Here is a 26,335-nt window from a genome sequence, read left to right on the forward strand (position 1 = left end):
GAGTGAGGGTGGAGCGGGACCGATGGTGGTGCCGGGGTTCGTGGGAGTGGGAATCGCTGCGGCGTCCCTGGCCACGGAGCTCACGTCGTTCACGAAGTTCCGTAACCGTATAGACGAACTGCTGCGCGACCTGAAGGAGTCCCCCGCGGGGCCCAGGCAGCTCGCCGAGGACCCCATGTCACGGCAGCAGTTCGGCGGCGGTGACAACCGGTGGGCCGAGGCGGCTTCGCTGTTCGTGTCGTACGAGACGGTGATCACGGAGCTGGAGTCGCTCTCCAAGCTGCTCTCGGACTGCATCGAGGGCATGAGTATCGCGGTGCTCGCGTCGCACAACGGCTACGCGAACATCGACGACGACCTCCGCCGCCGCATGCTCGCGATCAGCGACGGGGTGGAGGAACACTACGGCGGGGAGTACGACCCGGCGCAGGCCCCGGCGAAGCAGAGCGGGGACCGGCAGGGCGCGGCGAAGCCGAAGCCGACCACCGGAGCGATCTGATGACGACGACGTGCACGAGAACGGCACGGCGGACAGACGGGGGGTAGGGATGGACCACGGGGAAGCAGGCCAGGGCACGCCGTTCGACAGCATGTCGCACGAGGAGATGCTCGCGTGGCTGGACGCGGCCAACAGCGGTGCGATCCAAGGAGCCTCGGACCGGCTGGTGAGCGCGGCGAAGGAGATCCGCGAGATCGCGGAAGAGCTCAAGGTCCGGCCGCAGACGGTCGAGTGGAAGGGCGAGGGCGCGGACGCGTTCCGCACCTGGAGCGCGGATCTGGTGAACGCGACCCTTCGGCTGGGTGACTACAGCGAGGGCGCGGCGAAGTGGCTGGCCCAGGCATCCGACTCGCTGGCTTCGGCCCAGGTGTCCATCCCGCGCACACACGCGGGGGCGCAGGCGAACCTGGACGCCGCGCTGGAGGCACGGAACGACCCGGACGCGTCGGCGGTGGCGCAGAAGTCGGCAGAAACGCTGCTCGCCGCGAAGGAGGCGAACCGCCAGGAGGCTGCGGCGGAGATGCGGAAGCTGGCGCAGTCGTACGCGTTGTCGGCCTCGCAGATGGACGGCCTGGAGAAGCCGGCCTTCCCGCCTCCGCCTGGGGCGATCGTGCCCGCGCGTGATGGTGTCGTCGATGGTGTCGAGATGTGGGGTACACCAGTTGGCGGCAGGGGAGCTGTAGAAGGCGAAGGCACGGTTCACGGGGCGACCACGCACTCCACGTCCGCCCATTCAACAGGACCTGGGAGCCCAGGCCCTCCCGACTCGTCAGCGATCCGCGCGCCGCTCCACCCGGAAACCCCAGTCAGCATGGAGGTCAACGGCACAGCGACTCTGCCGCAGTCCACACCCTCGGTGTCACTGCCAGGGCCTCCGGTGACGGGCAAGCCGGACGTGGGCCTCCCTTCAGGACTCGCCGTGATGCCACCCGCGTTCGGAGGCGGCTCACGGCCGATCCCAGGCCCTTCCGGCAGTGGGAAGAACGCAGGGCTGAGTGTCCGCGCGCCGTCGCTGCCTGGCCAGAGCATGCCCGGCTCGGGCTCAGTAAGCCGCATGCCTCGTGGTGATGCAGGCATCTTCGGTGGCAGGCCGGTAGCCCAGCCATCCGGACGAGGGCTTCCTGGCGGAACTGTTGTCGGTGGTGAAGGGACGCAGGGACGGGCCCCCATGGGACACGGCGGCATGAGCGGCGGCGCCGCTCGGGGCGGGATCACGGGCGGACGGCCACCAGCTGGTGGAAGCGGTGGGATCGTCGGTGGTCGGCCCCGGCAGACGGTGCGTGCAGGTGAACGTCCCTTCACGTCCGGTGGCACCGGCCTTGCCCGGGGCAACGAAGCCGGGCGTGCTGCTGGACAGGCGGGGCGTGTATCACCAGTGCCCTCCGGATCTCGGCCTAACGGTTCCCGCCGCGAAGAAGGTGGCGAGCGCCCTGATTACCTGATCGAAGACGAAGAGACTTGGCAGCAGGGTGGACGACGCGTCGTGCCTCCCGTCATCGACTGATGGAAAGCCCCCGGATAAGGATGCGAATGCTTACCAGCAGTGTGCACAAGGGACGGCAAAAGGTCGTCGTGTCGGCGGCACTTGCGGCACTTCTGGTGGCTGCTGTGGCAGGGACCGCTCAGGCGGAGTCGGTCCGTTCGAATCAGTGGCATCTGACAGCGATGAAGGCCGAGGAGATGTGGCGGAGCAGTACAGGGGAAGGCGTCACCGTCGCGGTGATCGACACAGGGGTCGATACGTCAAACTCTGATCTGCAGGGGCAGATCCTTGACGGGAAGGATTTCGCTCCGGACGAGCCCGGTGACGAGCACTCCGACTACGACGGTCACGGCACAGGTATGGCTGCCCTGATCGCTGGCACGGGTGACAGTCGGGGCGGAGACGGTGCGTTCGGTCTGGCGCCCGGTGTGAAGATTCTTCCTGTCCGGGTCCCTGAAAAGGCCGCCAACCTGGCGGAAGACATTGCACTGTTCAACACAACAGTTCCTGCGGCCATCCGGTATTCCGCCGACAAGGGCGCCCAAGTCATCAATATCTCGCTGGCTATGAGCGAGGGTTCGCAGCAGTTGACGGACGCGGTGCAGTACGCGCTTGACAAGGGCTCGTTGGTCTTTGCGGGAGTGGGGAATGATGCGGAGAGGGCCAATGGTGTCAAGTATCCGGCGGCAACTCCGGGGGCCGTAGGTGTGGCGGCCATCGGCAAGGACCTGCAAAGGACAGAGGAATCCCAGTACGGCCCCCACGTCGACCTTTCCGCGCCGGGCGAGGAGATGATCCGCGCCTGTCCGAGTGAGACGGGCCTCTGTAAGTCGCATGGCACCAGTGACGCCACAGCCCTCGCTTCCGCTTCCGCCGCCCTGATCTGGTCCAAGTACCCGGACTGGACCAACAACCAGGTCCTGCGGGTCCTGCTCAACACGGCGGGTGGACCCACGACCGGCGAGGAGCGTGTGGACGACATCGGTCACGGCATCGTCCGCCCCCGCATCGCGCTGACGAATCCCGGCGACCCGGGCCCCGCCGACGAGTACCCGCTCCCGGACCTCGCAGCGGCCGAGTCCCCGAAGCCCTCTGCGGAACCGTCCAAGGCCACGGGCGGCTCGGAAGAGAGCGATGGGCCGGCGGCCGCAGCCCCGGCCGCCACCGACGACAGCGGCAACACCGCGCTCTGGATCGGCCTGGGCATCGGCGCGGTCGTCCTCATCGGTGCAGCAGTGGCGGTCATGACCGTCCGCTCCCGCCGACGTAGCGCCGCCCAGGCTGTCCCGCCCCCGCCCGCGTACCCGTATCAGCGCCCGCCCGGTGCTCATGGAACCAACTCTCCGTACGGCGGCCCACCGGGCCAAGGCCACGCTGGCTGAGTTCGCAAAAAGCGGCACCCGTCAGGTTCGGCATGCGGGAAGCTGCAGCCCGCGGTTGCCAGCGACGCGGAAAGCATCGCTCAAGCCGTCGGCAAGCGCTGCGTCAGCAGGTGCCGTCATCGGCGGTGGCGGTGACGAACAGATCGTACTCGGGAATGGAACTGCTGCCGCCGTCCGCTCACACCCGAAACCATCACACCTCGCGCGCCACTGAAATTTCACATGAGCATGCCTAAGAATCGTGGTCGCACGGAAATTCTGTTTGCTAGGTTTTCTCGCAGACGTGTTCTGTACTGGAGTGGGCGGGGGAAGCGATCAGACATGGCCTGGGATGAGTGGGAGCAGCTGAAAGCAGAGGCGCAGGAGCGAACTGCGAACATGCAGCTCAATCAAGCGTCGAGCCAAGGGGAGAGTGGCGGAGGTGGGCAGGGGGACCTGGCCGTCGACCAGCAGGACCTGGCTGCGATCGGGGATAGCGCCTTCAAGTTGTTCGAGGACCTGGGGCGGTACGGCCGGGATGCTTGGTCGAGCAGTCAGACTGCGGCTAAGAATTTGACCACGCAGGAGTTTGAACTCGGCAGTGGCTTGGACGTGGTGCAGAAGAAATGGGAAAAGCAGCTGCAATCGCTCGTCGATGCCTGCGCCCATATTTCGAACCACATGGAATTCACTAAAAAGACGCACCAGGGCGATGAGTACTACATCGCGTCCAGGGTCAGCAGCATTGCGACGTTGGGCAAGGGATTCGACGAAGAGAGTAAGCCCTGATGGATATCGAGGCGCTGCGAAACGGAAATTTTTCCTCGCTTGGCACTGCTGTCGAAGACTGGACCGGAATGATCCAGCGTCTCACGGAGATGGAGAGGCGGGCGCGGGACGATCTGAGGGCTAAGGCGAACAGGGCGAAATGGGCCGGGCTGAATTCATCCGTCTCGAGGGAGTTCATAAACAAGACGGCAGGCGAGTTCACTGATGCCGTCAAGCAGGCAACGAGCATCCGTAACATCCTCCGCGATGCCAGGGGAGAGCTCGTGGGCTACCGAGACGAACTCAACAGGGCGATCGACCGGGGCTGGGACAATCATCTCTCCGTCGTCGGTGTGAAGGGAGGAGGCTTCAAGGTCTACGTGAACGTGCACCCGGAACCCGCCGGAAGCGTGGAGGCGATGACGCTGCTGAGGGACGATCTCCAGGCCATCCTCGCCAAAGCAACTGAGAGCGATAGCACTGCCAGTGCGGTGTTGAAGGCACTTGCGAACCATGCCGAGTACGGTTTCTCCGGCGGCTCCTCCTACAAGGACCGTGACGCCGCAGCCGATGCGATGAAGGCAGCGGACGAAATTGCCAAGATCGTGAAGAAGGACCCTGAGGACCGTACGGCCGCAGACCTGGCCAAGATGAATGACCGCCTGAAGAGGTACGGCCAGGACCCACTGTTTTCGGAGCGATTCGCCCTGGCGGCGGAGGCTAAGGGCACGCTGCAGTTCTGGGCCGAGGTCACGGACCAATATGCGGGAGTAAAGGGGGCGCAGATGAATGAGCTCCAGGAGCTGCAGAAGAACCTAAGCCTGACCCTTGCGTCAGCGACATACTCCGATTCCGCTCCGATGAAGGAGTGGAAGCAGGATCTTATTAATGAGGGAAATACCAGTTTTCGCCCGGATGCTTCCAATCCTCTCAAGGGTGCAAACGGGGCTCTAGGTTTTCAAGTTATCAGCAGTTTGATGGGTCAGGGGAAGTACGACAGTGAATTCCTTGATCAATACGGGAAGAAGCTCCTGAAATCTGATATGGCTCCGGTCGGCGTTCCCGGAATGCACACCAATGATGTGTGGACGTCTCCGGACCAACCAGCGGACCTGGTATTCGGGAAGGGGAACGGGCGGGATCCTCTGATCGGGTTCATGGATGCCCTCTCACACAACGCTGAAGCGGCGACGAATACCTTCGACGACAAGTCGACCCTTGATCATGTGCTCCAGAGCACCAGATACACGGATAGGGGGGCGTCCGTGGGGCATGCGCTTGAGGCGGCTGTCACGAGCGTGTCGTTCGGAGAGGTGGCGACCGAGCCCGCCCCTCACAGCAAGGTGCAAGTCGAGATCATGCGTAACGTCATGCATGCCGTCGCGCAGCCTGATGGCGGTTCTGACCTCGTAGACAAAGCTATTGGTGCAAGTTTTGGGCATATGGCGTCTGCGTATATGCCCGAGATCAGCCGGTCATTGGCCGGTGAGGGGGCGGAGTCTATCTTTCTTACCAATAGTGCAGACGGTAACGGGCTTACATCTCCGACGGACGTCAGGAGGTTTTTGTACGAGGTGGCCCGGGATGACAATGGGAGAGTTGCGCTCCATATGGGTGAAAGTATCTATACGAGTAGCCTTTTGGAAGCCCACATCTCGCAACCTTCCCTATTCGATGGCTCGACGACACAAGCCATCGAGGCAGTGGCCTACAATGCAGGGCTAGTTGAAGGAATTGTGAGTCACTCGGTGGCTGATGCCGGGATCTCGGCTGATTTGGCGGCCCAAAAAAGTGAAAATGAAGCAGTCAAGGCGCAGGGGGATTTCTTCAAAGCTGTGCTGGCAGCAGGTGTCGGGGTGGGAACGGTGGCCCTTGTGCCTGATGGGAGGCAGGGTGCCATGGCGGGAGCCGTGGGGGGCGGATTTTTTGGAGGGATCGTGGGTCTGGCGGTGGATCGCCTCATGAGTGGACGCGAGGCGAATGGCGCACTGGACAGCGCCCTGTATGCCACAGGTCAGGGTCTCGACGGGGACCTCTCTTCAGCCAGAATGCAGACCGAGGAGGCGGCGACGGATGCCATTGAAAAGTATGGCGCGGACCTGCCGATCGACGGCACTAAAGATATTATTCGAAGGAATTTGAACGACGGATGGGCGGATAGTGACTCGAACCTGGAGGACAGTCATGCCCGGCCGAGTTCATGACTGCGATGAGATACGTGCCGTCGTGGTATTTCGCGATTGGAAAGCGGTCAAAGGTTCCGAGGTGTACTCATGAAAGCGGTTGAGAAGAGAATGGCAAAGCAGGCACTTGTCGGCTTTGTTGTTGCAGTGCTGGGATTTTTTGGATATGTAAAGATTTTTACCGAGGGGATTGAGCGTCTACCGGCTGAAGTGTGCTCCGGTGCGGCTGACCGGGAGATTGCCGAAGAAGTGTTGCCGAGCACGATGACGGCTTCTCAGCGAGGGGAGAGGGGTGCCGCGTACTCAAATTCTCGTGGCACGGTTTTCTTCTGTCATGTCAAGACGCATGGGGAAGATTCCATACTTTCCGGGGAGGTTCGGGTCAACGACGTCTCGGTCGCCAAGTGGCGTGAGGGGCATTCTGGCGGCGATGAGAAGCCGCGTGAGGTGGAGGCGGAGGGGATCGTTGCCATGACGACCTCTGATGGCGTTTCCGTTTACGTGTCTTGCACCCGGCCGGACCAGGAAGGCCAGAAGCCGTTGCAGGCGTATGCCTTGATTGCTGATACAAGGACCATTGGGGACACGCGGGTGTCAGGGGCTGAGCTTCAGCAGCACGTGGCTGATTTTGCGTATCAAATCCTGAGGCACACCTATAAAGTCGAAAAGTGTAAGGAAGGGCAGGTTTTCCCCGCCGGGCTGCCCCGTTTCGAGTGATGCGTGATGGGCGGGGGTGGTGTCAATGTAAATGTTCGGTTCTTGCCCTCGGCCGGGATCGGCGAGCCGGTCCTCGGCGGGTCTCGTCGCAGGAGGGCGCGAAGTAGAAAGTGATCAACGTGCGGACGGCGAGGTCGGATGGAGACCAGCAACTCAGCGGCCCCCTTATGAAGGCCGAGCATGAAGCCGAGTGAGGGCTTCACCCCGGTTACTGAGGTCAAGGATTTGCCGACAGCACGCAAGTTGAACGTTTACGACACGCGACGGCCAGACCGGCAGCCCGACATAGATGGACTTCGGCAACGAGGTGACCTTCACACTCTCAATGTGGACGTAACCATGACCACGAGTGCGGTCAGGGGCCCGGGCCGGATCGTGGCCCCGGTGCTCGGGCCTCGAGTCTCGGGGGCCGAGCGCCGGGTTGGTCCTGTCACTCGTTCGAGGGTCGGGGAATGTCTGCGGGGCCGACGCTTGAGCTTCGGGCTTCGAGAGCTGAGACGCGAGGGCCGGGGTTCGAGACGTGTTGTTCATCCGGGGGGTAGGTAAGGGCCTTTAGGGAAACCTCCCCACCCTCCCTCCCCGTCACGACCAGCAAGTATGACTAATCGTGATCGAGTTGCGGCGAAGAGTCGCGGCTGCTTACGGTGCCCACAACGAGACGACCCCGACGCGGTGTTAGCAGCACCGGCCGGGGTCTGACCCAAGATCGCGCACCCAAGAAGGACGATCTCGTGGCTATCCAGCACCTTAGCTCCGCCCCGCCCGCCCCCGCAGCCTCGCGCCCGTACCGCAAGGCCCACACCGGCTACGGCAAGCAGACCGTCCCCGCCCAAGGGCCGTCCAACGCAGCCGCCTTCGCCCTCCTCCCCGAGCGTGAACGCTACGTCGCCGCGTATGTCGACCACCTGCCCGACGGTGCGGCCATGGACATCAAGTCCCTGGCCAAGGACCTGCCGCTGTACGGCCAGATGGCCATCGGTACCGCCCTGCGCGCCCTCGCCGTGGCCGGACACCTGCGCCGTGTCCGCTGCCGGGTCGAAGGGGCAGGCCAGTGCCGGTGGGTGACGCTCACCTACTGGTCCCGCACCGCCCACGACAACGAGTGGTGGACCGCCAGGCTCGCAGGCGATCCGGCCGCCGTCGCACCCTCTGTCGAGCCGATGGCCGTACCTCAGCAGCGCACGGCGGAGCGACCCGCAGTGGACGTACCCACACCGGACGCAGGGGCCCCGTCCCCCGCCTACCTCGCCCTCGCTGAACTCGGCCGCAGCGAAACCCGCCTGGCGCTCTCCGCCGCCGACTGCGCCACGCTGGAACCGCTCGCCGCCGCATGGTTCGCGCGAGGCGTCAGCGCGGACCACCTGACCTCGGCGCTCACGGCCGGCCTCCCCGAACGCGTCGGCTCACCGATCGGCCTGGTACGCCGCCGCCTCACCGACAAGATGCCGCCCCACCTGCCCGTACCGGCCCAGGGCCCACCCGCCGCTCGTCCTGCGCGCGGACTCCTGGTCGAGTGCACCGACTGCGGCCGCCCCGGCCCGGCCGAAGCGCTCCCGGACGGCCTCTGCCGCCCCTGTGCGACCGCGCACCAGGCGGCGGAACCGTCAGAGGCCGCAGCCCCGGCCGAGGTCGAACGCGACGTCTCGGCCCTCGTCGCCTCCCTCCGCAACCTGATGCGCACCCCCTGAGCCGCCGGGCGCCGGGCCGAGTTGGGCCATCACCAGCCCGTACAGCAGCTCGGCGTCCACGAAGTCCCCGTCCTGCGGAGGCCCGCACCGCCAGCTCAGTGGATACGTGTTGCCATGGGCGGCCGGAATCCCGACGTACTGGTCGCGCGCCGCCGGGCCGAAGCACTTCGCGCCGGGCGGCCAGTCGAAGTCCTGGCTCGCGCCGGGTTCTAGCAGGAAGTACGTCCATCGCGCCCCCGCGATCTCCCGCACGACGGGTCCCGGATCGCCGTCCGTGAGGGTGGTGAGGTGGTGCAGTACCGCCTCTCCCCGGACGCCGCGCAGCCGGATGGCATCGAAGTAAACGCCGGTGAGGCGGAGTCGGAGCCCCGATGCGGGTACCCATTCGGGGAGCTTCTTGCTCGTCATGGCAATGAGCATCGCGGTGACTGCGTAGCGTGACCAGCAGGACGCGATCCACATCCATGCGATGTGGGGAGGACGGTGACGGCTGTGGGGACGAGTGGCGAGACGACGCGCGGGCGGCGGCTGGTGGGGGAGCTGATCCGCATCCACCGGGTGCGGGCGGGGCTCACGCAGAAGGAGGCGGCGGAGCAGCTGCTGATCTCGGAGTCGCTGATGGGCGCGGTCGAGCGGGCGGAGCGCATTCCCTCGCGCGACCTGCTGATCGACTCGGACCGGGTGTTCGGGGCGGGCGGGGCGTTGAAGGCGTGCTGCGAGCTGGTGGACGAGGAGAAGTACCCGCCGAAGTTCCTGGACTGGGCGAAGCTGGAGCGGAACGCGCGAGTGATCAGCGCGTACGAGACGATGCTGATCCCGGGCCTGCTCCAGACGGAGGCGTACGTACACGCGCTGTACCGGTCGCGCGTACCGGCGTACACGGAGGACGAGATCGCCCGGCACGTCGGAGCGAGGCTGGAGCGTCAGTCGGTGCTGTCGCGCACCCCGCCGCCGCGCATCGGGTACGTCATCGAGGAGTCGATCCTGGACCGGACGCTCGGCGGGCCCGAGGTGCTGAAGGAGCAACTGCGTCACGTGCTCGACTGCGTGGAGCGGTTCAACCACCTGACGGTGCAGGTGATGCCGTCGGCACAGCACACGCATGCGGGGTTGATGGGTCCCATGCAGTTGATGTCCACGGCGGAAGGCCGCAACTTGCTGTATGTGGAGGCGCAGGGCGGCGATAGGTTGATCTCACGGCCGGAGCAGGTGGGCGACATGCTCGACCTCTTCGGCATCCTGCGGGCGCAGGCGCTCAACCCCTGGAAGTCCGCAGAGGTCATCGAGACGAAGGTGAGGCAACTGTGAGCCACGAAGCCCCCGGACTGACCTGGTTCAAGTCCAGCTACAGCGGCAACGAGGGCGGGGCATGCCTCGAAGTCGCCTACGACTGGCACAAGTCCACGTACAGCAACAACGAAGGCGGGGCCTGCGTCGAGGTGGCCACCTGCCCTCACACCGTCCACGTCCGCGACTCCAAGGTCACCGACGGCCCCACCTTCGCCGTCACCCCTGCTGCGTGGACGGCCTTCGTGGCGAGTACGGTCACGGGCTGACCGCATCAACGGACCGTCGCGCAACCACTGGGGGACTTCTCATGCAATGGCCAGCCCGACAGGAATTCGACCGTTGGGCCGGACGGCAGCAGAGCTGGGGCGCCGGCCTGATGACGGTGTCCGCCGCGCTGTTCTTCTGGCTGGGGTACCTGCTGCTGATTCCGTTCACCGTGCAGGAGCAGTGGAGCACGGAAGAAATCGCTTGCGAGGCCCCGGTGTTCTACGACAGTGAAAGCACTCCGTACAGCCAGGGCGCGGGAAAGCTGTGCAGCATGGAGCGCGACTGGCCGGAACTCGTCGCAATCGGATTTCTTGCCGTACCCCCCGCCGTCGCGGGTGCGGCACTGTTCACGAGCGGGAGCGCACGCAAGCGGGCGAGCGCCCATGTCTTCCGGATCCTGGAGATGCAGGAGTCCGAGGAGCGCGCCCGGCAGAAGGCGCAGCTAAAGCCCTGATGTGGCGGCAGGCCCGCGCACACGGAAACGGCCGCCCCCACGCCATGGGGGGCGGCCGTTGCTTTCCGCTGGAGGCCGTGACCGGATTCGAACCGGTGTATCTCGAGTTGCAGTCGAGTCCCTGAGCCTCTCGGGCACACGGCCGTGCGTTTCTTGATCTGCTGTCGACCGTACGGGCCCCGGGGGAGCAGGCCAAGGGGTCCGGGCGGGCTGCAATGCGACTGCCATGCCGCGTTCATGAACGGCAGGTCCGGGCGGGATCGTGGTCGTACGACGAAGGGACCAGCCGGATACCGCCCACCGACAGGGGTCACCCGGAGGGACGGCCCTTACTCTGGGGCTCATGACTGCCCTGGAACCCAGTGACGCCGAGGTCACCGCCGCCCTCGTGGAGACCGAGACCACCGTCGCCGACCCGGCGGAAGGCATCCTCGGGCGGACCTACCGGGCACTCAGCATCGGCATCGTCTCCGTCGTCCTGCTCATCGCCTTCGAGGCGACCGCCGTCGGCACGGCGATGCCGGTCGCGGCACGGGAGCTGCACGGCATCCCGCTGTACGCGTTCGCCTTCTCCGCGTACTTCACCACCAGCCTCTTCGCCATGGTGCTGTCCGGGCAGTGGGCCGACCGGCGTGGGCCCCTCGCCCCGCTCGCCACAGGTATCGGTGCCTTCGGGGCCGGGCTGGTGCTCTCCGGGACCGCGGGCACCATGTGGACGTTCATCCTGGGGCGGGCCGTCCAGGGCATCGGCGGTGGGCTCGTGATCGTGGCGCTGTACGTGGTCATCGGTCGGGCCTACCCGGAGCGGATCCGGCCGAGCATCATGGCCGGCTTCTCGGCCGCCTGGATCGTCCCGTCCGTCGTCGGGCCGCTGGCCTCGGGGACCGTGACGGAACACCTCGGGTGGCGTTGGGTCTTCGTCGGCATCCCGGTCCTCATCCTCCTCCCGCTGGGCCTCGCACTGCCCGCGATACGGCGGATGGCGGGAGGGCCCACGGACGCCGTGGCCGCGGCGGAGCCGTTCGACCGGCGCCGCATCCGGCTCGCGCTCGGGATCTCGGTGGGGGCCGGGCTGCTCCAGTACGCGGGCCAGGAGCTGCGGTGGCTCTCCCTGGTCCCGGCGCTGGCCGGTGCCGCGCTGCTCGTCCCCGCCGTGCGCGGGCTGCTGCCCCGGGGCACGGTGCGGGCCGCGCGGGGGCTGCCCGCCGTGATCCTGCTGCGGGGGATATCGGCCGGCTCGTTCATCGTCGCCGAGTCCTTCGTCCCGCTGATGCTCGTGACCCAGCGCGGCCTGTCCCCGACGCTGGCCGGCCTCTCCCTGGCCGCCGGCGGCCTGACCTGGGCGCTCGGCTCGTACGTACTGGCCCGGCCCCGGTTGGAGCCCCACCGGGGGCCTCTCATGGTGGTGGGCATGGTGTGCGTGACGCTGTCGATCCTCGCCGCGCCCAGCGTGCTGATCGAGGCGGTACCGGTGTGGACACTGGCCGTGGTCTGGGGCTTCGGGTGCTTCGGCATGGGCATGGTGATCGCGTCGACGAGCGTGCTGCTGCTGAAGCTGTCGGCCCCGCAGGAAGCGGGGGCCAATTCCGCCGCCCTCCAGATCTCGGACGGGCTGGCCAACGCGCTGCTGCTCGCGGCGAGCGGTGCGGCGTTCGCCGCACTCGGCGGCGGCGCGGTGGGCGCGGCTGCCCACGGGGCTGTGGGCGGCGGTACGGCCACGGCGCATCCAGGGGCGTTCGCGGTGGTGTTCCTGCCGATGGCGGCGGTGGCGCTGGTGGGGGTGTGGGTTGCGGGGCGGGTGCGGACAGTTCCTTAGTACTACGCGGTACTACGCGGTACCATTCGTCCATGGCTGGTCTGAATCTGAGGTTTACCGAGGAAGAGCTCGACGCCCTGCGCGCGCGTGCCGAGGCAGAGGGACGCAGTATGCAGTCCTTCGCTCACGATGCGGTGATCACCGCCATAAACGAACACTCGCGCCTCTTCAACGAGGCAGCGGATCATGTACTGAAGGTCAGTGGGGAGCTGAACCGGAGGCTGGCCTGATGCAGTACCTGACACTGCCCGAGCTGCTGAACCTCGCGGAACGGCTGGGGGCGTCCGAGGTACGTGACTACGGGCTGCTCGAATCGGCACTGGCGCGCCCGCAGGCGAGCGTATTCGGCCAGGACGCCTATCCGGACGTGTGGCAGAAAGCTGCGGCGCTCATGGAATCCCTGGCGCGTAACCACGCGCTCGTCGATGGCAACAAGCGCATCGCCTGGTACGCGACCTGGGTTTTCCTGCACATGAACGGGCATCCGCTCGACGCGGGCTTCGACGTGGACGAGGCCGAGCGGTTCGTGCTGGATGTGTGTCAAGGAGCGCTGGACATGGCCAAGATCGCGGAGCAGCTGCCCGGCTTCGCCAGATAACCGTCCCCTGTGAAGCGGGTCTCAGCAGTGCCGGGCCACAGTTGATTCGTACGGGGTTCCGCCCCGCGCGCCGGTAGGGTGGCCCGGTTGTCGTATCGCGTACGGGCTGCTTCCGGCCCGTACGGGCAGCGCCCCACGTACCCGAGTGCCCCGAACCGGAGACCGTGACTACTACCGCCTCCCACCACCTCTCACCCGCCTTTCCCGGCCGCGCCCCCTGGGGGACTGCCGGGAAGCTGCGCGCCTGGCAGCAGGGTGCCATGGAGAAGTACATCCAGGAGCAGCCGCGTGACTTCCTCGCGGTCGCGACCCCCGGCGCCGGGAAGACCACCTTCGCGCTGACCCTCGCCTCATGGCTGCTGCACCACCACGTGGTGCAGCAGATCACCGTCGTGGCGCCCACCGAGCACCTGAAGAAGCAGTGGGCGGAGGCCGCCGCCCGTATCGGCATCAAGCTCGACCCGGAGTACAGCGCCGGCCCCGTGAGCAAGGAGTACCACGGGGTCGCGATCACGTACGCCGGTGTCGGCGTGCGCCCCATGCTGCACCGCAACCGGTGCGAGCAGCGCAAGACGCTCGTGATCCTCGACGAGATCCACCACGCCGGTGACTCGAAGTCCTGGGGCGAGGCATGCCAGGAGGCGTTCGACCCGGCGACGCGGCGGCTCGCGCTCACCGGTACGCCGTTCCGCTCCGACACCAACCCGATCCCCTTCGTCGCGTACGAGGAGGGCAACGACGGGATCCGCCGCTCCTCGGCCGACTACACCTACGGTTACGGGAACGCCCTCGCCGACGGGGTCGTCCGCCCCGTGATCTTCCTCAGCTACAGCGGCAACATGCGTTGGCGCACCAAGGCCGGGGACGAGATCGCGGCGCGGCTGGGCGAGCCGATGACCAAGGACGCCATCGGGCAGGCCTGGCGCACCGCGCTCTCGCCCACCGGTGACTGGATCCCCAACGTGCTGTCCGCCGCCGACAAGCGGCTGACCGAGGTGCGCAAGGGCATCCCTGACGCCGGCGGGCTCGTCATCGCGACCGACCAGGAGTCGGCGCGTGCCTACGCCAAGATCCTCAAGTCGGTCACGGGGGAGAAGCCCACGGTGGTCCTCTCCGACGAGAAGGCCGCGTCCAAGAACATCGACAAGTTCAGCCAGGACGACTCGCGCTGGATGGTCGCGGTGCGGATGGTGTCCGAGGGCGTCGACGTGCCGCGCCTCGCAGTCGGCGTGTACGCCACGACCATCTCGACGCCGCTCTTCTTCGCCCAGGCCGTCGGCCGTTTCGTACGGTCACGGCGTCGGGGTGAGACCGCGTCCGTCTTCGTGCCGACCATCCCGATGCTCCTCGACTTCGCGAACGAGATGGAGGTCGAGCGCGACCACGTGCTCGACAAGCCGAAGAAGGGCAGCGACGAGGAGAACCCCTTCGCCGAGGAGGACCAGCTCCTCGCGGACGCGGAAAAGCTGGAGGACGAGGAGACCGAGGAGCAGCTGCCCTTCGAGGCACTGGAGTCCGACGCGGTCTTCGACCGGGTGCTGTACGACGGTGCCGAGTTCGGCATGCAGGCGCACCCGGGGAGCGAGGAGGAGCAGGACTACCTGGGCATCCCCGGCCTCCTCGAACCCGACCAGGTGCAGCTGCTGCTCCAGAAGCGGCAGACCAGGCAGATCGCGCACAGCCGCCAGAAGCCGGCCGCGGAGGCCGACCTCCTGGAGAAGGCGGCCGAGGACCGGCCGGTGGTCACGCACAAGAAGCTGCTGGAGTTGCGCAAGCAGCTCAACACGATGGTGTCGGCGTACACGCACCAGAGCGGCAAGCCGCACGGGGTGATCCACACCGAACTGCGGAGGGTGTGCGGCGGTCCGCCGAGCGCGGAGGCTACGGCAGGGCAGATCCAGGACCGGATCAAGAAGGTCCAGGAGTGGGCCACCCGGATGCGATGAGCCCGGCCTGACGGGGCCCGGTGCGGGGGCGGCGTGAGCCGCGTCGCACCGGGGCCGTGGTGTCACTCGGGCAGGGCGTCGGGCACCTTGGTGGGCAGCTTGGCCTGTGCGGCGCAGCCCAGCTCTTCAGCCAGGGCCCGGGACATGTCGTTGAGGATCGTCATTCGGTCCTTGCCGGTGCTGTCGGCGTTCATTTTGTCCTCCGCCGAGTACATGTCGGCCTTCACATAGGAAGTGCTGCCGTCGGCTCGCTTCGTGGGGCACGCGAAGAACAAGGACGTGGCGAGGTATCCCTTTGCGGACGCGTACACCCCGAGTGGGTAGAAGAGCTGGTCGGGCTCCCTGTCCTTGGCCGCCTCGACCGGATCCGGGTGGCTCTTCCTCGCCATGAACCCGATGGTCATCAGAGGGAATCCACTGTCGTCGTCCTCCTGGTACAGCCTGCACTCGTAGTCGGAGACTGCGGAATCCTCAAGACGCTTCGCGGCTGAATCCAGCGACCACCTTTCCGGATCTTCCAGCTCGTTGTACCCGTTCTTACCCCCGATGCGTTCCAGCGCAGCCACGCCTGCCGCAGACAGCGTTCCGCCGCATACCTGGGAGGCGGAGAGGACCTCAGGGGCGTCCACGCGGCTCTCATTGCTGTCGGAGCATGCGGTGGCCGCGCCCACCACAAGCACCGCGCAGACGGCCCAGCGCACCGTTGTCCATACATGCGCTTCGTTCCGGGTGACTGCTCGTCGCATGCCGATCAATCCTCGTGCGGGGCACGCCCGCGGTAGTCGTTCTGACCTGAGCCCAGGTCGTAACTGTTCTTGATGGCCTCTGTCCAGTTGCCCTGATCACCGGTGTCACCGAGCTCGGGATTCTCGTTGGCGTAGGTGGTGTAGGCGCGACCGAGCTGGTCGAATCCCGCACTGTAGAATTTTTCGCTGGTCAGCTGAGCTTGTTCCGTGGGGTCTTCCTCCGCGTCGGCGATGCCCTTGTCGACCTGGTGGCCGATGAACGTGTTGAGGGCCTCGCCCGCCGTTTCCACAACCAGCGGTGCGACGACCACGGCCGCCGCAGTGCTGCCGGGAATAGGGATGGCCGCGATGCCGCCTCCCACGATCACCTCTGCACCCAGATTGATCCAGTCGCCGGAGCGGGCCAGTGACTCGTTGGCCTCTTCGGAGTCCTTCTCGAAATCGGTCTCGGCCTGCTGCACGCGGGAGTGGTCCAGAATGCCTCGCGCCTCGGCGCCTGTTGTCAACGCGTCGCGAGCGTTGTCGATGTTCCCCTCGCTGGTGGCCGGGAACGCGTCCAACGCGCTGAGGGTGTAGAGGTGCTGCGCGGCTGAGACCACCCCGTGGGAGGTCTCGTTCTGTCCGAGCACGCTCAGGAAGTTGATGGCACCCGTGTTGCCAAAATTCGCCCGCCCGTCGTATTTGGCAGAGAAGGCGACATCGTCCTTCGCGTGATTCCCGATACCCGACAGGCTGTAGTCGATGTCGTCGATGTACGCCGCGCCCATCTTGCCCAGGCTGTCCGCGAGCTCCGACTGCTTGTGCAGCATCTCGGGGCCCTTCTCGCTCCCGTAGAGGTATGCCACCTGTTCCATGACCCCTGCCGTCGCCGCCGTGCGGTGGTCCCCGCTGCCGGGGTGCAGGGGGTCCTTGCCGGTCATCGGGTCGGAGTCGTACGCGTAGCCGGTGGTGGCCGACTCCAGCGCGTGACCCAGCGCGTCCTTGCCGGCGTTGAACTTGTCGTCGCCGTCGAGCGTCGGGTCCGCGAGCCAGATGCGGTCCTGCGTCAGGTACTTGAGGTGCTCGTTGACCTCGCCGGCCTTGTCGACCGTTTCCCCTGCGCCCTCCGGCTGGGCGAAGAACTGGGTGGAAGCATCGGGGTTGTGGCCCAGGGCTTCCATGAAGCCCGTCATCGGATCGCGGCCCCGGTCGTTCTTGTCCCAGAAGTTGAGGTCGCCCTGGTTCCAGTTGTTGACCCAGGGGCTCATGTCCTCGACGTTGCGTTCCTTGTCGTAGGCGATGAGCTTGTCGCCGTAGGAGTTGAGGAACTGGTCGTCGTAGTCGCCGAACCGCATGAGGTTGCTCATGACCCCGAAGCCCGTGGGGTCGTTGGCGTCGTCGATGCCGAGCCGGTCCGGGCCCAGCTTCACCATCTTCGCTTCCCAGCCCTGCATCTTGTCGCTGTCGGAGAGCGTGGCCGTGCCCAGCGTGATGCCGAGGTTCTTCTGGAGCTGCTTCGCCTGTTCCAGGAACTTCGGGTCCCGCCCCATGCCCTGGTACGGGTCGGCGACTCCGGCGTAGAACTCGAGCACCTTCTTCGGCTCCACCTGGGTGGCGAACCGCTCGGCGAACAGTGGGTCGTTCTTGTAGGTGGCCAGCGTGGTGTTGAGGGTGTTGAGCTCCGTCAGCGTGACGTCGTGGGGGTCCTTCTCGAGGATCTTGGCGACCTTCTCCGCCTCCGCCACGGCCTTGGCCGCGGAGTCACGGTCCTTGTAGCTGGCATCGGAGAAGCCGTGCTCGGCCTGGTCCACCAGGAGCGTGAGCACCTTGGCCGCCGAGGTGTCGCTCTCCGTGGCGTTCTTCAGAATGTTCTGGATCTCGTCCCGGAACGTATCGACGTCCGCCTGGGTGTGTTCGGGCACCGTGGCGCCCTTTGCCGCGCGGTCGGGGTGGATGTTCATGGTGACGGTGAAGGCACCCTCACCCGTGTCCCGCACGGTGAGGTTCTTCTTCAGCCCTCGGTCGATGGCCGCGACCAGCTGCGTGCGGTAGCCGTCCAGCTCACCGCGGGTGTCGGTGATGATCCTCTTGATCGTTTCGGCTTGTGTGTGGGCATCGGCGAACTCGCCGGCGGTCTTGTCCACGAATGAACGGGTGACGGTGGCGTTGTCGCCGGCCCAGTTCGCCTTGTCGGACTTGGCTTTCAGATCGTCTTTCGCGTCGTCCTGGAGAATCTTGAGCTTTGCGACCATCTGCCCCCAGTCGGTGATCGCCGCGTCCAGGTCGGAGAAGTTCGCGAAGCGCAGGGAGTCGAGATCCATCAGCTGCCTGCCCTTTCGTCGAAGCCCTTGTCGAGGGTGTCGATGTTGCTGATGACCGTGCCGATGTAGGCCTCGTCGCCGGCGTGGGCGCCCTTGGTGTAGTCGAGGTGGTTCGAGATGTGGGCGCAGGCGTCCAGCAGGGAGCGGACCTGGTCGATCCAGCGCGAGGCCACATGATCGAGGGCCCCGCCCAGGGCGAACGTCTCCGTCTTCAGGGTTCCGGCGGCCTTCTGGGTGGAGGCGCGGGCATGGTCACCGGCCTTTTCCAGGTCGCCGTACAGCCTGTACGCGGAGTTGCCGATCGCGGCCAGATCCTGCTGGTTGACCTTCAGGTCACCTTGGGGCGGCGGCCCTCCACCGGCCTCGGGCGGTACCTGGTTCAACTGCATCCGGGCGGAGTGCTTCTCCGCGGCCTCGGATTTCAGCTGCTCCCATTCGTCCCACGCCATTGGCGGTTTCCCTCCCCGTAGTGCAGATAATTCCCGTATGCCCCTCTTGTGATGGGTATACGGGAATCAATCTACCAATCGGGTCCGGCAGTTACCTTAAGAGTTGACCATGAATTGAAATGATCAATTGTGATCCATGTGTGGAGAATTTCGTAACGTCATGCGGGGTGAGGTTTGGGCGTGAGAAGTCCTGACACCCCTCCCCTCGGGCCGTGTGAGGGGCGGCACCCGGCCCGCACGTTTGCCCTAGACGGTGGCGCGGAGCGCACCCTCGGTCCGGGAGGGGCGTGCGGGAGGGTGGTGGGCGCCGGGTCCGAAAATTTTTGGCGCACTTTTTTCACGGTGTGTTAACAATCGTTCACGCGTCATGTACACAGCGTTGCGTTGACGTCACCCGACTTGAACGCGCGTAGATGTCCGCGTTCCGGACGCTTCCTCGCTGACCGGCGGTTATGCCGGGTCGTTCCGGAGGGAGACCGGATTCTGGACGAGGTCTTCCGCTGAGCGGACTCGCTCGCTAATGTCCCCGAAATATGAACGCCCCGTGGCAATGTGGCCGCGGAGCGCAGCCGGTGCCATGGCCAGTCGGCGGCGTCTCGGTGCGTCGCCGTGGGACCGGCGTCGGCACCCGGAGAGACAACCGCCCCGCTCACCACGAGGGAGAGGGCGTCGTGACCGCGGAGACTTCTCAGACGCTCGACCGGGGACTGCGTGTCCTCAAACTGCTCGCCGATACCGATCACGGCCTGACCGTCACCGAGTTGTCGAACAAACTCGGCGTCAACCGCACCGTGGTCTACCGACTGCTCGCCACCCTGGAACAGCACGCGCTCGTCCGGCGTGACCTCGGCGGCCGGGCCCGAGTGGGTCTGGGCGTGCTGCGCCTGGGCCGGCAGGTGCACCCCCTCGTCAGGGAGGCGGCACTACCCGCGTTGCGTTCGCTGGCCGAGGACATAGGAGCCACCGCCCACCTCACGCTCGTCGACGGGGCGGACGCGCTCGCGGTAGCCGTCGTCGAGCCGACCTGGACCGACTACCACGTGGCCTACCGGGCCGGCTTCCGTCACTCCCTGGACAGGGGCGCCGCGGGCCGGGCCATCCTCACCGCCCGGCAGAAGACGGCCGACCACCCGGGCTACACCCTCACCCAGGGCGAGCTCGAAGCCGGGGCCTGCGGGGCGGCGGCACCGCTGGTCGGGGTCTCGGGGGTGGAGGGCAGCGTGGGCGTGGTGATGCTCGCCGACGCCGTGCCGGAACGCGTCGGGCCAAGGGTCCTCGACGCGGCCCGTGAGGTAGCCGACGCGCTGCGTTAGGACAAGCGCGGCTCCGCCCGGTCCCGGTCACGCCGGGGCGGTCGGAGCCGGAGGCGGGCGGCGGATAGATTGGACGGGTGGCCATTCGTCTCTCCCGCCCCCGCACGCTCGCCATCTGCGCGCTGCCCGTCCTCGCACTGTTCGGTACGGCGGCCTTCGCCCCGCTGCCGTTCACCGTGGCGCAGCCCGGCAGTACCGCCGACGTCCTGGGGGACGACAAGGGGAAGCCGGTCATCACGATCAAGGGTGCGCCGACCCGTACGACCGACGGCAAGCTGATGATGACGACGATCCTCGCCACGTCACCGACGGCAGACATCGGGATCGGCGACGTGGTGGACAGCTGGTTCAGGGCGGACCGGGCGGTCATGCCGCGCGACTCGGTCTATCCGACCGGCGACTCCGAGAAGGAGATCGAGCAGCACAACCTCCAGGACATGAAGGAGTCGCAGAACGTCGCCGTCGACGCGGCCCTGAACTACCTGGACAGGAAGCCCGGTTCGGTGGACATCTCCTTGAACCTCGCCGATGTCGGCGGACCCAGCGCGGGCCTGTTCTTCTCGCTCGGCATCATCGACAAGCTGGCCGGCGACGGCTCCGGCGGCGATCTGACCGGCGGGCGCACCGTCGCCGGCACGGGGACGATCGAGGCGGACGGCACGGTCGGCGCGGTCGGCGGGGTCTCCCTGAAGACGCAGGCCGCCCGGCGCGACGGCGCGACCGTCTTCCTGGTGCCGAAGGCCGAGTGCAAGCAGGCGAAGGCCGAGCGGCCCGACGGCCTGCGGCTGATCCCCATCACGACACTGAAGGGCGCGGTGTCCTCGCTGCGGGCTCTGGATCAGGGAGGCAAGGTCCCGAGCTGCTGACCTGCGGTTCCGCGCCGGTCTCTCGTCCACCGTCAGGCCGGCCGTGCGGCACGGGCCGGGCCAGGCCGCAGACCCAGCTCGACCGGAGTCCGGCCCGCCCGCCGCTCAGCCCTCCCTGATGAATCCTTCCTTCACCAGCCAGTCCTTCGCCACTTCGTGCGGGTCCTGACCGTCCACGTCCACCTTGGAGTTCAGCTCCTGCGCGAGCTGGGTCGTCAGCTTCTTGGTGACCGGCGCCAGCAGGTCGGCGATCTCGGGGTACTTGTCGAGGGTCTCCGTGTGGATGGCCGGTGCGGCGTTGTAGTTGGGGAAGAACTGCCTGTCGTCCTCCATGACGTCCAGGTTCATCGCCTTGATCCGGCCGTCGGTGGTGTACACCTCGCCCAGCAGGCAGGAGTCGGACTTCGACACCTGGGTGTAGATGATCCCGGCGTCCATCTTCTGGATGTTCGAGGCGGGCAGCTTCATCCCGTACTTCTTCTGCATGCCCGGCAGCCCGTCGTCACGGGAGGCGAACTCGTTCTCCACGCAGATCGTCACGGCCTCCGGGTCCTTCTTCGCCAGCGCGGCCACGTCCGAGAGCGTCTTCAGCTTGTACGTGGCGTTGTTCTTCTTGCTGATGGCCAGGGCGTACGTGTTGTCGAGGGTGGCCGGCGGCAGCCAGGTCACCCCGTGGCCCAGGTCCTCGTCGCGGACCGCCTTCCACTGCTTCTGCGGGTCGACGATCGGCTCGGCGTGCCCCAGGTAGGTGATCCACGCCGTACCCGTGTAGTCGTACAGCGCGTCGGCCTCGCCCTGGGCGACCGCCTCGCGCGCGCTGATCGACCCCGGCAGGTTCGTGCGGTCCAGGACCTCGGCGCCCGCCGCCTTGAAGACCAGGCCCATCACATGCCCGAGGATGATGTTCTCGCTGAAGTTCTTCGAGGTCACCGTCAGGGACGCGCCCTTGAGCGGCTGCCCCTGCCCGACCGATCCCGGTTCCACCTCGTCCACCAGCGGCGACCCGCTCTTCAGCCCGCACCCCGTGAGCAGGAGGGCGAGCGCGGCCGCCGATGCCAGGCCGGTACGTGTCCTCATGCTTCCTCCAGTCCGCGCGGCGTCAGCCACAGTTCGACCAGCGAGGCCAGCCAGTCCACCAGCAGCGCCAGCACCACCGTCAGGACGGATCCGAGCACCAGCACGGGCATGCGCTGCGTCTGGATCCCCGAGGTGATCAGGTCGCCCAGCCCGCCACCGCCGCCGAAGGTGGCCAGGGTCGCCGTGCCCACGTTGAGGACGAGCGCCGTGCGTACGCCCGCGAGGATCAGCGGGACGGCGAGCGGCAGTTCGACCTTGGTGAGCGTGCCCGTCGCCGACATCCCGATGCCTCGAGAGGCCTCCACGAGGGTCGGTTCGATCGCGTTCAGTCCCGCCACCGTGTTGGAGAGCACCGGCAGGACCGCGTAGATCACCATGCCGATGATCGCCGTGGAGGGGCCGATGCCCAGCCAGATCACCAGCAGGGCCAGCAGCCCGATCGCGGGCGTCGCCTGCCCGATGTTGGCGAGGGCCGTGACCCAGGGGGCGGCCTTCTTCAGGCGGCGGCGGGTCAGCGCGATACCGAGCGGGATGGCGATGATCAACACCCAGAAGGTGGAGATGGCGGTCAGCCTGACGTGTTGCCACCAGCGGACTTCGACGTTGTCGCCGGCCAGCGAGTTCTGCGCGATCGAGTCGAGGTCGACGTTGGAGATCCACAGATAGGTCGCCACGAGGACGACCGCGCAGACCGCCGGGACCAGGACCAGCTTCTTCCAGGTGATCCGGCGTCGCGGGCCGGACGGCGGCGGAGAGGGCTCGGCCTCCTCGTCACGGAAGGTGTGGCCCCCCACCTCGTGCTCTCCGGGGGGCCGCTCCCCCTTGGGGGGTGCGTAATGACTGGGGGTCATAGCCCGCTGCCACCGCCCTCCAGCTCCTGCTCCGTCCGATGCGCACGCAGCTCCTCCAGGTCGTGCTCGTGCTCCATCGCGGTGAGCCGGTCGGCCTCCAGGAGTTCCTGAACGGAGTTCATCAGGGTGTGCATGTCGACGACGCCGATGAACTCACCTCGGCGCCCGGTCACCGCGACCCGCCCGCCGCTGTCGGTCAGTACCGCCTCGAGCGCGTCGTGCAGCGTCGCGTCACGGGTCACCGTGTCGTGCACCAGCTGCCCGGCCCTGGCGAGCGACCCCTTGGCCCGCATCAGGTCGCCACGCCGCAGCCACTTGTACGGACGGTTGCGGCGGTCCAGCATCAGCAGCTCGTTGTGCCGGCCGTCGCGCAGCTTGTTGAAGATCGACTGGAGCGGGTCCTCGACGGTCACCGTGGGGAAGTCGGCGATCCCCACGTCCCGTACGCGGGTGAGGTTGAGCCGCTTCAGGGCCGCGCCCGCCCCCACGAAACCGGAGACGAAGTCGTCCGTCGGGTTGGTGAGGATGGCCTCCGGGGTGTCGAACTGCGCGATGTGCGACCGCTCCCGCAGCACCGCGATCCGGTCGCCCAGCTTGATCGCCTCGTCGAAGTCGTGGGTGACGAAGACGATCGTCTTGTGCAGCTCGTGCTGGAGCCGGATCAGCTCGTCCTGGAGGTGATCACGGGTGATCGGGTCGACCGCCCCGAACGGCTCGTCCATCAGCAGCACCGGCGGGTCCGCGGCCAGTGCCCGCGCCACCCCCACACGCTGCTGCTGGCCTCCGGAGAGCTGGCGCGGGTAGCGCCCGTGGAACTCCCGGGGGTCGAGACCGACCAGATCGAGCATCTCCTCGACCCGGTCCTTCACGCCGGACTTCGACCAGCCGGTCATCTTCGGCACGAGGGCGATGTTCTCCGCGACCGTCATGTGCGGGAAGAGACCGGAGGACTGGATGGCGTAGCCGATCTTGCGGCGCAGCTTCACCGGGTCCATGTCGGTGACGTCCTCGTCGTTGATCCTGATCCGCCCGGACGTCGGCTCGATCAGACGGTTGATCATCTTCAGTGTCGTGGACTTCCCGCAGCCGGAGGGGCCCACGAGGATCACGGTCTCACCGGCCTTGATGTCCATGGACACCTCGTCCACGGCGGGGGCCGGGCTGCCGGGGTAGGACTTGCTGAGATTCTCCAGCTGGATGGTGGCGCCCGAGGTGACGGGCCGGGGCGGGGCCGCCTCCGGCGACCCGGTGGCGGTCTCAGGCACGGATCCCCCTAGGAATGGTGAGCCGCCCGAGCAGTACGTACGCGGCGTCGAAGAGCAGGGCGAGAATGACGATGCCGATCGTGCCGGCGAGGACCTGATTGATGGCGTTGGCGCTTCCGAGTGAGGCGAGCCCGCGGAAGATCTCGTTGCCGAGACCGGGACCCGACGCGTACGCGGCGATGGCGGCGATGCCCATCAGCATCTGGGTGGCGACCCGGATGCCCGTGAGGATGGGCGGCCACGCGAGTGGCAGTTCCACCTTGAACAGCCGCCTGGTGCGGGACATCCCGATGCCCTTCGCCGCGTCGACGAGGGACGGGTCGACGCCGCGCAGCCCGACGATGCAGTTACGGACGATGGGCAGCAGCCCGTACAGGGTCAGGATGATAACTGTGGGCGGGACCCCCAGGCCGACCAGCGGGATCAGCAGACCGATCGCCGCGAGCGAGGGGATGGTGAGGACCGCCGAGGTGGACGTGATCGCCAGTGCGCCGCCCCAGCCGCTGCGGTAACTGACCACACCGATCAGGACGCCGAGGACGGTGGCGATGACCATGCACTGGAAGACGGCGCTGACGTGCTGGAACGCGTCGGTCAGCAGCTGTTGGTGCCTCGTGCCCAGATACTCCCAGAAGTTCACATGATGCTCCCTCGGCTCAGTCGGTGTCCTCTGCAGCCTGCTCAACCAGCGGGATAATACGCAGCGGTACCGGGTTTTCCATGACGATCGCCGTGGAGGCCCGGACGATGCCATCAAAGCCGACGACCAGGTCGATCACCCGCTGGAGGTCGGCGTTCGAGCGGGCGACGAGCCGGCAGAGCATGTCCCCGTGGCCGGTCGTGGTGTGCAGTTCCAGCACCTCGGGCACGCCACGCAAGTGGGCCCTCACATCCGTGCCTTGGCCCTGTTTGATCTCCAGCGTGGCGAACGCGGTGACGGGGTAGCCGAGCGCCGCCGGGTCCACGTCGGGGCCGAAGCCCCGGATGACGCCATTGGACTGAAGCCGGTCCAGCCGTGCCTGCACCGTCCCGCGCGCCACCCCGAGACGCCGTGACGCCTCGAGTACGCCGATACGGGGCTCACGGGCCAGCAGCACGATGAGCCGGCCGTCCAGTCGATCGATCGCCATGATCCGCCTCCCGTTGGTCAGCCTGTACGGACAGCCCGCCCATCCTGGCGGCAGGCTGTGCAGATTGACCAGTGGAACGGCGAACTGTTGCGCACCTTGCGAAGCGGCGGGAACCTTCGGGCATGACTGAGACTGTGCACACCACCCCCGACACCGCCCGGCAGGCCGATCCCTTCCCGGTCAAGGGAATGGACGCGGTGGTCTTCGCGGTGGGCAACGCCAAGCAGGCGGCGCACTACTACTCGACCGCCTTCGGCATGAAGCTCGTCGCCTACTCCGGACCGGAGAACGGCAGCCGCGAGACCGCGAGTTACGTCCTGACGAACGGCTCGGCCCGCTTCGTCCTCACCTCCGTCATCAAGGCGTCCACCACATGGGGCACCTTCCTCGCCGACCACGTGCACGCGCACGGCGACGGCGTGGTCGACCTCGCGATCGAGGTCCCCGACGCCCGCGCGGCCTACGCCTACGCCGTCGAACACGGTGCGCGGGGCATCACCGAGCCGCACGAGGTCACGGATGAGCACGGCACGGTCGTCCTGGCCGCCATCGCCACGTACGGGAAGACCCGCCACACGCTGGTCGAGCGCGGCGGCTACGACGGTCCGTACCTCCCGGGCTACCAGGCCGCGGACCCGATCGTCGAGCCGGCCGCCAGGAGGACCTTCCAGGCCATCGACCACTGCGTCGGCAACGTCGAACTCGGCCGGATGAACGAGTGGGTGACCTTCTACAACACGGTCATGGGCTTCACCAACATGAAGGAGTTCGTCGGCGACGACATCGCCACCGAGTACTCCGCCCTGATGTCGAAGGTCGTCGCCGACGGCACGCTGAAGGTGAAGTTCCCCATCAACGAGCCGGCGATCGCGAAGAAGAAGTCGCAGATCGACGAGTACCTGGAGTTCTACGGCGGCGCGGGCGTCCAGCACATCGCGCTCGCCACGAACGACATCGTCGCGTCCGTGAAGGCGATGCGAGCGGCCGGCGTGCAGTTCCTGGACACCCCGGACTCGTACTACGACACCCTGGGGGAGTGGGCGGGCGAGACCCGCGTGCCCGTGGAGACGCTGCGCGAGCTGAAGATCCTGGTCGACCGGGACGAGGACGGCTACCTGCTGCAGATCTTCACCAAGCCGGTCCAGGACCGCCCGACGGTCTTCTTCGAGATGATCGAGCGGCACGGCTCGATGGGCTTCGGCAAGGGCAACTTCAAGGCCCTGTTCGAAGCGATCGAGCGCGAGCAGGAGAAGCGCGGCAACCTGTAG

General features: G+C 66.8%; 26 protein-coding genes and 1 tRNA gene. 17 read left to right on the forward strand and 10 right to left on the reverse strand.

From position 1 onward, the window contains the following. Positions 1-22: 22 nt before the first annotated feature. The 7 genes from ACFYSH_RS18930 (at position 23) to ACFYSH_RS18960 (ending at position 8,699) form a co-directional block, all read left to right on the forward strand. A complete protein-coding gene (locus ACFYSH_RS18930; RefSeq protein WP_388753777.1) occupies positions 23-499 on the forward strand; it encodes a hypothetical protein in 477 nt (158 codons plus the stop codon). Between the two features lie 49 nt (positions 500-548). Next, entirely contained in the window at positions 549-2,003 is a 1,455-nt protein-coding gene (locus ACFYSH_RS18935) for a hypothetical protein (RefSeq protein WP_388753780.1), read from the forward strand. Between the two features lie 26 nt (positions 2,004-2,029). Continuing rightward, positions 2,030-3,364, forward strand: coding sequence for a type VII secretion-associated serine protease mycosin (gene mycP / locus ACFYSH_RS18940; RefSeq protein WP_388753783.1), 1,335 nt, complete (start codon positions 2,030-2,032; stop codon positions 3,362-3,364). A 321-nt stretch (positions 3,365-3,685) separates the two neighbouring features. Next, positions 3,686-4,132 (forward strand): hypothetical protein, encoded by a 447-nt coding sequence (locus tag ACFYSH_RS18945; protein ID WP_388753787.1) that lies wholly within the window; start codon positions 3,686-3,688, stop codon positions 4,130-4,132. Next, the gene (locus ACFYSH_RS18950; protein WP_388753790.1) at positions 4,132-6,315 is read left to right on the forward strand and encodes a hypothetical protein; all 2,184 of its coding nucleotides are present in this window, start codon (positions 4,132-4,134) and stop codon (positions 6,313-6,315) included. The genes ACFYSH_RS18945 and ACFYSH_RS18950 overlap by 1 nt, the downstream gene beginning before the upstream one ends. Before the next feature lie 69 nt (positions 6,316-6,384). Then, positions 6,385-7,011 carry a hypothetical protein gene (locus tag ACFYSH_RS18955; protein WP_388753793.1) on the forward strand — a complete coding sequence of 209 codons (627 nt, stop codon included), beginning with the start codon at positions 6,385-6,387 and terminating at the stop codon, positions 7,009-7,011. Between the two features lie 731 nt (positions 7,012-7,742). Beyond that, entirely contained in the window at positions 7,743-8,699 is a 957-nt protein-coding gene (locus ACFYSH_RS18960; RefSeq protein ID WP_388753796.1) for a MarR family transcriptional regulator, read from the forward strand. Here ACFYSH_RS18960 and ACFYSH_RS18965 read toward each other — a convergent pair. Beyond that, entirely contained in the window at positions 8,616-9,107 is a 492-nt protein-coding gene (locus tag ACFYSH_RS18965; protein ID WP_388753799.1) for a hypothetical protein, read from the reverse strand. The genes ACFYSH_RS18960 and ACFYSH_RS18965 overlap by 84 nt on opposite strands. 84 nt (positions 9,108-9,191) lie before the next feature. On the opposite strand from ACFYSH_RS18965, the gene ACFYSH_RS18970 reads away from it, so the two are divergent. The 3 genes from ACFYSH_RS18970 to ACFYSH_RS18980 are packed head-to-tail and all read left to right on the forward strand — an operon-like array spanning position 9,192 to position 10,710. Then, the gene (locus tag ACFYSH_RS18970; RefSeq protein WP_388753802.1) at positions 9,192-10,007 is read left to right on the forward strand and encodes a Scr1 family TA system antitoxin-like transcriptional regulator; all 816 of its coding nucleotides are present in this window, start codon (positions 9,192-9,194) and stop codon (positions 10,005-10,007) included. Next, positions 10,004-10,255 (forward strand): DUF397 domain-containing protein, encoded by a 252-nt coding sequence (locus ACFYSH_RS18975; RefSeq protein WP_388753805.1) that lies wholly within the window; start codon positions 10,004-10,006, stop codon positions 10,253-10,255. Before ACFYSH_RS18970 ends, ACFYSH_RS18975 begins: the two co-directional genes overlap by 4 nt. A 41-nt stretch (positions 10,256-10,296) precedes the next feature. After that, positions 10,297-10,710: a hypothetical protein gene (locus tag ACFYSH_RS18980; protein WP_359471348.1), complete on the forward strand. Its 414-nt coding sequence runs from the start codon at positions 10,297-10,299 to the stop codon at positions 10,708-10,710. A gap of 69 nt (positions 10,711-10,779) precedes the next feature. Here the strand turns inward: ACFYSH_RS18980 and ACFYSH_RS18985 are convergent. Then, a tRNA-Cys gene (locus ACFYSH_RS18985) sits at positions 10,780-10,854 on the reverse strand. Between the two features lie 199 nt (positions 10,855-11,053). Here ACFYSH_RS18985 and ACFYSH_RS18990 point away from each other — a divergent pair. The 4 genes from ACFYSH_RS18990 to ACFYSH_RS19005 all read left to right on the forward strand — a co-directional run bounded on the left by ACFYSH_RS18990 (position 11,054) and on the right by ACFYSH_RS19005 (position 15,070). Next, positions 11,054-12,526: an MFS transporter gene (locus ACFYSH_RS18990; RefSeq protein ID WP_388753809.1), complete on the forward strand. Its 1,473-nt coding sequence runs from the start codon at positions 11,054-11,056 to the stop codon at positions 12,524-12,526. Between the two features lie 32 nt (positions 12,527-12,558). After that, positions 12,559-12,756, forward strand: coding sequence for an Arc family DNA-binding protein (locus tag ACFYSH_RS18995; RefSeq protein ID WP_359471344.1), 198 nt, complete (start codon positions 12,559-12,561; stop codon positions 12,754-12,756). Beyond that, positions 12,756-13,124, forward strand: a complete 369-nt coding sequence (locus ACFYSH_RS19000) for a type II toxin-antitoxin system death-on-curing family toxin (RefSeq protein ID WP_388753812.1) — start codon at positions 12,756-12,758, stop codon at positions 13,122-13,124. The genes ACFYSH_RS18995 and ACFYSH_RS19000 overlap by 1 nt, the downstream gene beginning before the upstream one ends. 164 nt (positions 13,125-13,288) lie before the next feature. Beyond that, positions 13,289-15,070, forward strand: a complete 1,782-nt coding sequence (locus ACFYSH_RS19005) for a DEAD/DEAH box helicase (protein ID WP_359471340.1) — start codon at positions 13,289-13,291, stop codon at positions 15,068-15,070. 62 nt (positions 15,071-15,132) lie between these two features. On the opposite strand, the gene ACFYSH_RS19010 is transcribed toward ACFYSH_RS19005, so the two are convergent. The 3 genes from ACFYSH_RS19010 to ACFYSH_RS19020 form a co-directional block, all read right to left on the reverse strand. Further along, complete coding sequence (locus ACFYSH_RS19010) at positions 15,133-15,699, reverse strand: hypothetical protein (protein WP_388753815.1); 567 nt, start codon at positions 15,697-15,699, stop codon at positions 15,133-15,135. A gap of 122 nt (positions 15,700-15,821) precedes the next feature. Further along, positions 15,822-18,116: a hypothetical protein gene (locus tag ACFYSH_RS19015; protein WP_388753819.1), complete on the reverse strand. Its 2,295-nt coding sequence runs from the start codon at positions 18,114-18,116 to the stop codon at positions 15,822-15,824. Next, on the reverse strand, positions 18,116-18,565 hold the full coding sequence (locus ACFYSH_RS19020) for a hypothetical protein (protein ID WP_359471334.1): 450 nt from the start codon (positions 18,563-18,565) through the stop codon (positions 18,116-18,118). Before ACFYSH_RS19020 ends, ACFYSH_RS19015 begins: the two co-directional genes overlap by 1 nt. Before the next feature lie 671 nt (positions 18,566-19,236). Here ACFYSH_RS19020 and ACFYSH_RS19025 point away from each other — a divergent pair. Together ACFYSH_RS19025 and ACFYSH_RS19030 are read left to right on the forward strand one after the other, a co-directional pair. Next, positions 19,237-19,878 carry a helix-turn-helix domain-containing protein gene (locus ACFYSH_RS19025; RefSeq protein WP_329037781.1) on the forward strand — a complete coding sequence of 214 codons (642 nt, stop codon included), beginning with the start codon at positions 19,237-19,239 and terminating at the stop codon, positions 19,876-19,878. 77 nt (positions 19,879-19,955) lie between these two features. Further along, positions 19,956-20,744: a S16 family serine protease gene (locus ACFYSH_RS19030; protein WP_388753822.1), complete on the forward strand. Its 789-nt coding sequence runs from the start codon at positions 19,956-19,958 to the stop codon at positions 20,742-20,744. 105 nt (positions 20,745-20,849) lie between these two features. Here the strand turns inward: ACFYSH_RS19030 and ACFYSH_RS19035 are convergent, their stop codons facing one another. Genes ACFYSH_RS19035 through ACFYSH_RS19055 form a run of 5 tightly spaced genes read right to left on the reverse strand, consistent with a single transcriptional unit; the run spans position 20,850 to position 25,067 of the window. Next, positions 20,850-21,821 carry a glycine betaine ABC transporter substrate-binding protein gene (locus tag ACFYSH_RS19035; protein ID WP_388753825.1) on the reverse strand — a complete coding sequence of 324 codons (972 nt, stop codon included), beginning with the start codon at positions 21,819-21,821 and terminating at the stop codon, positions 20,850-20,852. Beyond that, on the reverse strand, positions 21,818-22,672 hold the full coding sequence (locus ACFYSH_RS19040; protein ID WP_388753828.1) for an ABC transporter permease: 855 nt from the start codon (positions 22,670-22,672) through the stop codon (positions 21,818-21,820). Before ACFYSH_RS19040 ends, ACFYSH_RS19035 begins: the two co-directional genes overlap by 4 nt. After that, positions 22,669-23,937 carry a betaine/proline/choline family ABC transporter ATP-binding protein gene (locus ACFYSH_RS19045; protein WP_359471325.1) on the reverse strand — a complete coding sequence of 423 codons (1,269 nt, stop codon included), beginning with the start codon at positions 23,935-23,937 and terminating at the stop codon, positions 22,669-22,671. The genes ACFYSH_RS19040 and ACFYSH_RS19045 overlap by 4 nt, the downstream gene beginning before the upstream one ends. Beyond that, positions 23,930-24,577, reverse strand: a complete 648-nt coding sequence (locus ACFYSH_RS19050; RefSeq protein ID WP_359471323.1) for an ABC transporter permease — start codon at positions 24,575-24,577, stop codon at positions 23,930-23,932. Before ACFYSH_RS19050 ends, ACFYSH_RS19045 begins: the two co-directional genes overlap by 8 nt. A gap of 16 nt (positions 24,578-24,593) precedes the next feature. Then, the gene (locus ACFYSH_RS19055; RefSeq protein ID WP_359471321.1) at positions 24,594-25,067 is read right to left on the reverse strand and encodes an Lrp/AsnC family transcriptional regulator; all 474 of its coding nucleotides are present in this window, start codon (positions 25,065-25,067) and stop codon (positions 24,594-24,596) included. A 122-nt stretch (positions 25,068-25,189) separates the two neighbouring features. Here ACFYSH_RS19055 and hppD point away from each other — a divergent pair, with 122 nt between their 5' ends. Continuing rightward, a complete protein-coding gene (hppD, locus tag ACFYSH_RS19060) occupies positions 25,190-26,335 on the forward strand; it encodes a 4-hydroxyphenylpyruvate dioxygenase (protein WP_388753833.1) in 1,146 nt (381 codons plus the stop codon).

The sequence above is a fragment of the Streptomyces sp. NPDC005791 genome (assembly GCF_042871485.1).
GTDB lineage: Bacteria > Actinomycetota > Actinomycetes > Streptomycetales > Streptomycetaceae > Streptomyces.

Bases quoted from the DNA above. Each gene is read 5' to 3' on its own strand.
- ACFYSH_RS18980 (WP_359471348.1), top strand. From the start codon at position 10,297: ATGCAATGGCCAGCCCGACAGGAATTCGACCGTTGGGCCGGACGGCAG.
- ACFYSH_RS19000 (WP_388753812.1), top strand. From the start codon at position 12,756: ATGCAGTACCTGACACTGCCCGAGCTGCTGAACCTCGCGGAACGGCTG.
- ACFYSH_RS19040 (WP_388753828.1), bottom strand. From the start codon at position 22,672: ATGACCCCCAGTCATTACGCACCCCCCAAGGGGGAGCGGCCCCCCGGA.
- ACFYSH_RS18945 (WP_388753787.1), top strand. From the start codon at position 3,686: ATGGCCTGGGATGAGTGGGAGCAGCTGAAAGCAGAGGCGCAGGAGCGA.
- ACFYSH_RS19035 (WP_388753825.1), bottom strand. From the start codon at position 21,821: ATGAGGACACGTACCGGCCTGGCATCGGCGGCCGCGCTCGCCCTCCTG.
- ACFYSH_RS19015 (WP_388753819.1), bottom strand. From the start codon at position 18,116: ATGGATCTCGACTCCCTGCGCTTCGCGAACTTCTCCGACCTGGACGCG.
- hppD (WP_388753833.1), top strand. From the start codon at position 25,190: ATGACTGAGACTGTGCACACCACCCCCGACACCGCCCGGCAGGCCGAT.
- ACFYSH_RS18965 (WP_388753799.1), bottom strand. From the start codon at position 9,107: ATGACGAGCAAGAAGCTCCCCGAATGGGTACCCGCATCGGGGCTCCGA.
- ACFYSH_RS18935 (WP_388753780.1), top strand. From the start codon at position 549: ATGGACCACGGGGAAGCAGGCCAGGGCACGCCGTTCGACAGCATGTCG.
- mycP (WP_388753783.1), top strand. From the start codon at position 2,030: ATGCTTACCAGCAGTGTGCACAAGGGACGGCAAAAGGTCGTCGTGTCG.
- ACFYSH_RS19055 (WP_359471321.1), bottom strand. From the start codon at position 25,067: ATGGCGATCGATCGACTGGACGGCCGGCTCATCGTGCTGCTGGCCCGT.
- ACFYSH_RS18955 (WP_388753793.1), top strand. From the start codon at position 6,385: ATGAAAGCGGTTGAGAAGAGAATGGCAAAGCAGGCACTTGTCGGCTTT.
- ACFYSH_RS19020 (WP_359471334.1), bottom strand. From the start codon at position 18,565: ATGGCGTGGGACGAATGGGAGCAGCTGAAATCCGAGGCCGCGGAGAAG.
- ACFYSH_RS18990 (WP_388753809.1), top strand. From the start codon at position 11,054: ATGACTGCCCTGGAACCCAGTGACGCCGAGGTCACCGCCGCCCTCGTG.
- ACFYSH_RS18995 (WP_359471344.1), top strand. From the start codon at position 12,559: ATGGCTGGTCTGAATCTGAGGTTTACCGAGGAAGAGCTCGACGCCCTG.
- ACFYSH_RS18930 (WP_388753777.1), top strand. From the start codon at position 23: ATGGTGGTGCCGGGGTTCGTGGGAGTGGGAATCGCTGCGGCGTCCCTG.
- ACFYSH_RS18950 (WP_388753790.1), top strand. From the start codon at position 4,132: ATGGATATCGAGGCGCTGCGAAACGGAAATTTTTCCTCGCTTGGCACT.